Raw genomic sequence first — 6,740 nt, forward strand, 5'->3', positions numbered from 1 at the left:
GGCCTGCGGGCGGCCGACGGGTAGGCCGCGGTCCGCCGGGAGCGCCGAGCGGCGGCGTCAGAGCAGGTGCCCGCCCCCGCTGACCTTCATCCGGTTCACGAGCGCCTTCACGTCCTGGGCGTGCGCCTTCGACGTGACGAGCAGCACGTCCGCCGTGTCCACGACGACGACGTCGGTCATCCCGACGAGCGCCACCAGCCGGTCGCTCTCGGAGACGACGATGCCGCTCGAGGCGTCCGAGAGCACCTGGGCGCCGTCGCCGAGCACGGCGAGGTCTCCCTTGCGGCCCCGGGTCAGCAGGTCGGCGATCGAGGCGAAGTCGCCCACGTCGTCCCAGTCGAAGTGCGCGGCGACGCAGACCATCTTGCCGGATGCGGCGGCGGGCTCGGCGACGCTGTAGTCGACCGCGATCTTCGGCAGGCCCGACCAGAGGCGCTCGCGCGCGACGGCGGCCTTCTTCGTGCCCCAGACCGAGGCGATCTCGCGAAGGGCGGCGACGAGCCCGGGTTCTGCGAGGGCCATCTGGTCGAGCAGCACGCTCGCCCGCGCGATGAACATGCCGGCGTTCCAGAGGTGCCCGCCCTGCTGCAGGTAGGCGCCCGCGGTCGCCTCGTCGGGCTTCTCCACGAACTTCTCGACGTCGTAGACGTCGAACGGGGCGAGGTCGGTGCGCCCGGTGCCGCACTTGATGTAGCCGAAGCCGGTCGCCGGGTGGGTGGGGTGGATCCCGATCGTCGCGATGTATCCCTGATCGGCCGCCTGCACCGCCGTCTTCACGGCGCGCTGGAAGAGCACGTTCCCGCGGATCACGTGATCGGCGGCGAAGGAGCCGAGGATGGCCTCGGGGTCGCGCTGCTCGAGGATCGCCGCAGCCAGGCCGATGGCGGCGGAGGAGTCCTTCGGCTCGCTCTCGGTCACCAGGTTCTCGGGGAGGAGGCCGGGCAGCTGCTCGACCACGGACTCCCGGTGGGCGTTGCCGGTCACGACCATGATCCGCTCGGGCGGTGCGATCGGCATGAGCCGGTTCCAGGTGGCGCGCAGGAGGGAGTCTCCGCCGCCCGTGAGGTCGAGCAGGAACTTGGGCGCCGCGGCCCGGGAGAGAGGCCAGAGGCGCGAGCCGACGCCGCCGGCCGGGATCACGCAGGTGAAGCGGTCGATCGCCGCGATTTCCGTCATGGCCTCCACCCTAACCGGCGGGGGACCGGACGGGTCGTCGGGATCGGTGGGACACCGCTTCCGCGGCACGGCGGAACCGCCCATTCATCAGATGTACGCCGGTCAAGAGGCCGGTGGATTGGTGCCATAATGGCTGTGGGCGTGTTCACAGCCAAGCCGTGTACCGCCCGTCGCAGCGAAGGCCGGCGAATCCCGGCGATGCCGACTCTAGGAGGGTGTGCCCGTGTCAGCACAAACAGCCGAGGCCGTGCCCCCGGCCGCGAAGAAGAAGAGCGGCCCCGGCGGCACGCTCTACCGCGGCAACGAGGGCATGTGGTCGTGGGTCCTGCACCGCATCACCGGCGTGGCGATCTTCTTCTTCCTGCTCGTCCACGTGCTCGACACGGCGATGATCCGGGTCAGCCCCGAGGCGTACAACGCCGTCATGGGCACCTACAAGAACCCGATCATGGGCCTCGGCGAGACCGTGCTCGTCGGCGCCATCGCCTTCCACGCGCTCAACGGTCTGCGACTGATCCTGGTCGATTACTGGAGCAAGGGCACCAAGTACCAGCGAGCGATGTTCTGGATCGTCATCGCGCTCTGGGTGGTCGTGATGCTGGGCTTCACCCCGCGTCACCTGATGAACGTGTTCGGGCACTGAGGGGGAGCGGACGATGACGACGATAGAGGCTCCCCGCACTCAGGCTCCGGCCAAGAAGCGCACCAACTGGGAGAAGTGGGGCTGGGTCTACATGCGCGTCTCCGGCGTGCTGCTGGTCGTGCTGATCTTCGGCCACCTCTTCTCGAACCTGATGGTCGGCGACGGCATCTCGGCGATCGACTTCGGCTTCGTGGGCGGCAAGCTCGCCAACCCGTTCTGGAAGGTCTGGGACGTCCTGCTGCTCTGGCTCGCGCTCATCCACGGCGCCAACGGCATGCGGACGATCGTGAACGACTACGTCGACCGACCCGGTGTGGCGAAGGGCCTCAAGGTCGCGCTCTTCCTCGCCGCCGCCCTGCTGATCCTGCTCGGCACGCTCGTGGTCTTCACCTTCGATCCCTGCCCCGCGGGAGCCGATCCCGACCTCCTCGCCTCGTTCTGCACGGCGTCCTAAGCTCGAACGGAGAATCAGTCTCGTGACCATCAACACCCATGAGGGCGAGGAAGTCACCGTCAAGGACGGCGTGACCTACCACCAGTTCGACGTCGTGATAGTCGGCGCCGGCGGCGCGGGCATGCGCGCCGCCATCGAGGCGGGTCCGAAGGCCAAGACGGCGGTCATCACCAAGCTCTACCCCACCCGCTCGCACACGGGCGCGGCGCAGGGCGGCATGGCCGCGGCACTCGCGAATGTCGAGGACGACAACTGGGAATGGCACACCTTCGACACGGTCAAGGGCGGCGACTACCTCGTCGACCAGGATGCCGCCGAGATCCTCGCGAAGGAGGCCATCGACGCGGTCATCGACCTCGAGAACATGGGTCTGCCGTTTAACCGGACGCCCGAGGGCAAGATCGACCAGCGCCGCTTCGGCGGTCACACGCGCGACCACGGCAAGGCACCGGTGCGCCGGGCGTGCTACGCGGCCGACCGCACGGGGCACATGATCCTGCAGACGCTGTTCCAGAACTGCGTCAAGCTGGGCGTGAACTTCTTCAACGAGTACTACGTGCTCGATCTCGTGATGACCGGCGAGGGCAAGGACCGCAAGCCCGCCGGGGTCGTGGCCTACGATCTCGCGACCGGGGAGCTGCACGTCTTCCAGGCCAAGTCGATCGTCTTCGCGACCGGCGGTTTCGGCAAGATCTTCAAGACCACCTCGAACGCGCACACGCTGACCGGGGACGGCGTCGGCATCGTGTGGCGCAAGGGACTGCCGCTTGAGGACATGGAGTTCTACCAGTTCCATCCGACCGGTCTCGCGGGGCTCGGCATCCTGCTGACCGAGGGCGCGCGCGGCGAGGGAGCGATCCTGCGCAACGCCAGCGGCGAGCGCTTCATGGAGCGGTACGCGCCCACGATCAAGGACCTGGCGCCGCGCGACATCGTCGCCCGTTGCATGGTGCAGGAGGTGCTCGACGGCCGCGGCGCCGGCCCGCACAAGGACTACGTCTACCTCGACTGCACCCACCTGGGCGCCGAGGTGCTCGAGACGAAGCTCCCCGACATCACCGAGTTCGCCCGCACCTACCTGGGCGTAGACCCGGTCACCGAGCCCGTGCCGGTGTTCCCGACCGCGCACTACGCGATGGGCGGTATCCCGACGAACAACGACGCCGAAGTGCTGATGGACAACGAGACGGTGGTCCCCGGCCTCTACGCCGCGGGCGAGTGCGCCTGCGTGTCGGTGCACGGCTCCAACCGCCTCGGCACGAACTCGCTGCTCGACATCAACGTCTTCGGCAAGCGCTCGGGCAACAACGCCGCCGACTACGCCAAGGACGCCTCGTTCGTCGACCTGCCCGCCGACCCGGCGAAGGAGATCCGCGAGCTCGTCGAGCGCTTCCGCACCGGCACCGGCACCGAGCGCGTGGCCGACATCCGCAAGGAGCTGCAGGACGCGATGGACCGAGGCGCCCAGGTGTTCCGCACCGAGGAGTCGCTGACCGAGGTGCTCGGGGTGATCCACGATCTGCGCGTGCGCTACCAGGACGTCGGAGTTCAGGATCGCGGCAAGCGCTTCAACACCGACCTGCTCGAGGCCATCGAGCTGGGCTTCCTGCTCGACCTCGCCGAGGTGCTCGTCTTCGCCGCGCGCAACCGCAAGGAGAGCCGCGGCGGGCACATGCGCGACGACTTCCCGAACCGGGACGACGAGAACTACATGAAGCACACCATGGCGTACCTGAGCGGGGACCCCCATTCGGCGGATCCCGAAGATCACATCAGGCTCGACTGGAAGCCCGTCGTCATGACGAAGAACGAGCAGGGCGAGTTGCGATACCCGCCGCTGGAGAGGAAGTACTAGGCGATGAGCACCGCTACCACGGACACCGTCACCTCCGAAGGCCCCGGCACGCCTGCCGAGGAGGCGGGTCTCCAGCCCTTCAACGTCACCCTGCTGGTCCGCCGCTACGACCCCGAGACGGGCCGAGAGGCGTACTGGGAGGACTTCGACGTCGCGATGTACCCGACCGACCGCGTCCTCGATGCGCTGCACCGCATCAAGTGGGATCAGGACGGGACGCTGTCCTTCCGCCGCTCGTGCGCGCACGGCATCTGCGGATCGGACGCGATGCGGATCAACGGCAAGAACCGGCTCGCCTGCAAGACGCTGATCAAGGACCTCGACATCTCGAAGCCGATCTACGTCGAGGCGATCAAGGGTCTGCCGCTCGAGAAGGATCTGATCGTCGACATGGAGCCGTTCTTCGCGGCGTACCGTGCCGTCAATCCGTTCCTTATGGCGGAATCGGCGCCGCCGGCACCCGGCAAGGAGCGCCTGCAGTCGGCCGAGGATCGCGAGCGCTTCGACGACACCACCAAGTGCATCCTGTGCGCGGCGTGCACCACCTCGTGTCCCGTCTTCTGGACCGACGGCCAGTACTTCGGCCCCGCGGCGATCGTCAACGCGCACCGCTTCATCTTCGACTCGCGCGACGACAACGCGCAGGTGCGCCTCGACATCCTGAACGACACGGAGGGCGTGTGGCGCTGCCGCACCACCTTCAACTGCACCGACGCCTGCCCGCGCGGCATCCAGGTCACCCAGGCCATCGCCGAGGTGAAGGCCGCGATCCGCACCGGCCGGACGAACTGACGGCGAAGCGGTCTCCCGCACTCTAGACTCGTCAGCATGACGGACCGGCGCCTCCCCGAGCTTCTCGGGGAGGCGCGATCCTTGTGGCAGCGTCTGCAGCGATTGCGGCCCTGGCGCGCCTGGTCGCACCTCACCGATGTCGGCGGCAGCGTCCTCTCCGCCGGAATGAGCTACCAGGCGGTGTTCGCCGTGTTCGCGGCGCTCTGGGTGGGCTTCGGGGTCTTCGGGACCTGGCTGCGCGGGAACGACGAGCTGCTCGAAAGCCTGGTCGAGCAGATCAACCGGATCGTACCCGGGCTGCTCGGCGACGACGGAGTGGTCTCGGTCGCTACGCTCCTCGGGCATCGCAGTCTCGACTGGACGAGTGCGGTCGCCGCGGTCTCGCTGCTCTGGGTCACGATCACCTGGTTCACCGGTACGCGGCGGGCGATCCGCATCATCTTCGGCCTCGAGGTGAAACAGTATCGCAACGCAGTGCTGCTGAAACTCCGCGACCTGCTGCTGGCGCTGATCTTCCTGGCCGCGCTGGTCGTCTCCGCGGCGCTCACCGTGCTCAGCACCAACATCACCGAGCTCCTGTTCGACTGGCTGGGCGTCGGCCCCGACAACTGGCTGCTCAGCGGCCTCGGCGTCACGCTGCGCTATTCGGCGCTGTTCCTCTTCGACGTGCTCATCCTGTTCGCGATCCACTGGCTCCTCGCCGAGATCCGCATTCCCGTCTGGGCGCTGCTGCGCGGATGCGTGCTCGGCGGTGCCGCGCTCTTCGGGCTGAAGATCCTCGGTGCGGCACTCCTCGGCGGTGCCTCGAGCAACCCGCTGCTCGCCTCGTTCGCGGTCATCGTGGGTCTGCTGATCTGGTTCAACCTGGTCTGCCGTTCGCTGCTGCTGACCGCCGCCTGGATCGCCACGGGTCAGGATCGCACGCTGGGCGCGCCCGAGGCGACCGCCTGACCGTCAGCCGGTCGTGCCGCCGCAGGCGCTATCCGGGTCGATCCCGGTCCACGGCGACTGACGGCCGTCGGGAGTCACCAGCCGGATCTCGATGAACGTGTCGCCGACGGCGAGCCCGGGAAACTCGATCGCCCACTGCGGGAGAAGGTCGGGGCTGAACCCCCACCAGCCGGGGCTCGGCACGGGGTCGGTGCCGGTGAAGAAGCCGAAGTCGAACGAGTTGCCGTACGGATCGGCGAAGACGCCGTCGGAGAAGACATTGCCGGGCTCGACGCCCTCGAGCGCCGGATCGTAGAGCGGATGGAACAGTTCCACGGGCGCGCCGTTCGGCGCGGTCGCGCGGAGGCGGATCAGACCGTACTCGTTCGCCTCGCCGAGCAGGATGGAGCTCTCGCCCGCGAACGAGCAGACGTACCCCGGGGTCAGCGACGGATCTGCTTCGTCGACGGGCGGCTCCGGCTCGCTCGGGCCGCCGTTCGAATCGTCGTCGCCGTCGTCCTCTCCGCCGTCGCCGTTGTCGCCGTTGTCTCCGTTGTTGTCGTTGTCGTCGTCGTCGTCGTCCGTGCCGTTGTCGTCGCGGCGCTCGCGATGGCCTGCGGCGCCCTCGTCATCGTCTGGATCGTCCTCGGAGTCGGCGGCGGGCTCCGGGTCCGTCGCCGTCCGATGGGTCCGCAGCATCGCGGTCTCGATGTCGAGGTCGTCGATCGGTTCATCCGAGGCGACGAGGCGCTCGTCCGCAGCCGCGGCCGGGGAACCGATCGCGGGGTCCGGGGCCACCAGGTTCGAGACGACGAGAGCGATGACTCCGGCCACGGCCGCAGCAGCGGCCACGGTGCCGGTCAGGACGGCCGCGGTCGCGACTCCGCCCG

At 68.5% G+C, this 6,740-nt stretch carries 6 protein-coding genes and 1 pseudogene; 5 read left to right on the forward strand and 2 right to left on the reverse strand.

Features of this window, described 5'->3' with window-relative positions; all coding sequences use genetic code 11:
• Positions 1 to 57 precede the first annotated feature (57 nt).
• The gene (locus ACFPZL_RS08325; protein WP_218114615.1) at positions 58 to 1,176 is read right to left on the reverse strand and encodes a mannose-1-phosphate guanylyltransferase; all 1,119 of its coding nucleotides are present in this window, start codon (positions 1,174 to 1,176) and stop codon (positions 58 to 60) included.
• 223 nt (positions 1,177 to 1,399) lie between these two features.
• On the opposite strand from ACFPZL_RS08325, the gene sdhC reads away from it, so the two are divergent.
• From sdhC to ACFPZL_RS08350, 5 genes are read left to right on the forward strand one after another with little or no spacing between them, the layout of a single operon-like run.
• On the forward strand, positions 1,400 to 1,819 hold the full coding sequence (gene sdhC, locus ACFPZL_RS08330) for a succinate dehydrogenase, cytochrome b556 subunit (RefSeq protein ID WP_218114616.1): 420 nt from the start codon (positions 1,400 to 1,402) through the stop codon (positions 1,817 to 1,819).
• Positions 1,820 to 1,832: 13 nt separating this feature from the next.
• Positions 1,833 to 2,273, forward strand: coding sequence for a succinate dehydrogenase hydrophobic membrane anchor subunit (locus tag ACFPZL_RS08335; protein ID WP_218114617.1), 441 nt, complete (start codon positions 1,833 to 1,835; stop codon positions 2,271 to 2,273).
• 22 nt (positions 2,274 to 2,295) lie between these two features.
• Positions 2,296 to 4,128: a succinate dehydrogenase flavoprotein subunit gene (sdhA, locus tag ACFPZL_RS08340; RefSeq protein WP_218114618.1), complete on the forward strand. Its 1,833-nt coding sequence runs from the start codon at positions 2,296 to 2,298 to the stop codon at positions 4,126 to 4,128.
• A 3-nt stretch (positions 4,129 to 4,131) separates the two neighbouring features.
• A complete protein-coding gene (locus tag ACFPZL_RS08345) occupies positions 4,132 to 4,920 on the forward strand; it encodes a succinate dehydrogenase iron-sulfur subunit (protein WP_218114619.1) in 789 nt (262 codons plus the stop codon).
• A 36-nt stretch (positions 4,921 to 4,956) separates the two neighbouring features.
• The gene (locus tag ACFPZL_RS08350; RefSeq protein ID WP_218114620.1) at positions 4,957 to 5,871 is read left to right on the forward strand and encodes a YihY/virulence factor BrkB family protein; all 915 of its coding nucleotides are present in this window, start codon (positions 4,957 to 4,959) and stop codon (positions 5,869 to 5,871) included.
• A gap of 3 nt (positions 5,872 to 5,874) precedes the next feature.
• On the opposite strand, the pseudogene ACFPZL_RS08355 reads toward ACFPZL_RS08350, so the two are convergent.
• A pseudogene (locus ACFPZL_RS08355) lies at positions 5,875 to 6,740 on the reverse strand (hypothetical protein); the annotation flags it as partial.

This window comes from Leucobacter soli, from assembly GCF_042659205.1.
In the GTDB taxonomy this organism is placed as follows: domain Bacteria; phylum Actinomycetota; class Actinomycetes; order Actinomycetales; family Microbacteriaceae; genus Leucobacter; species Leucobacter soli.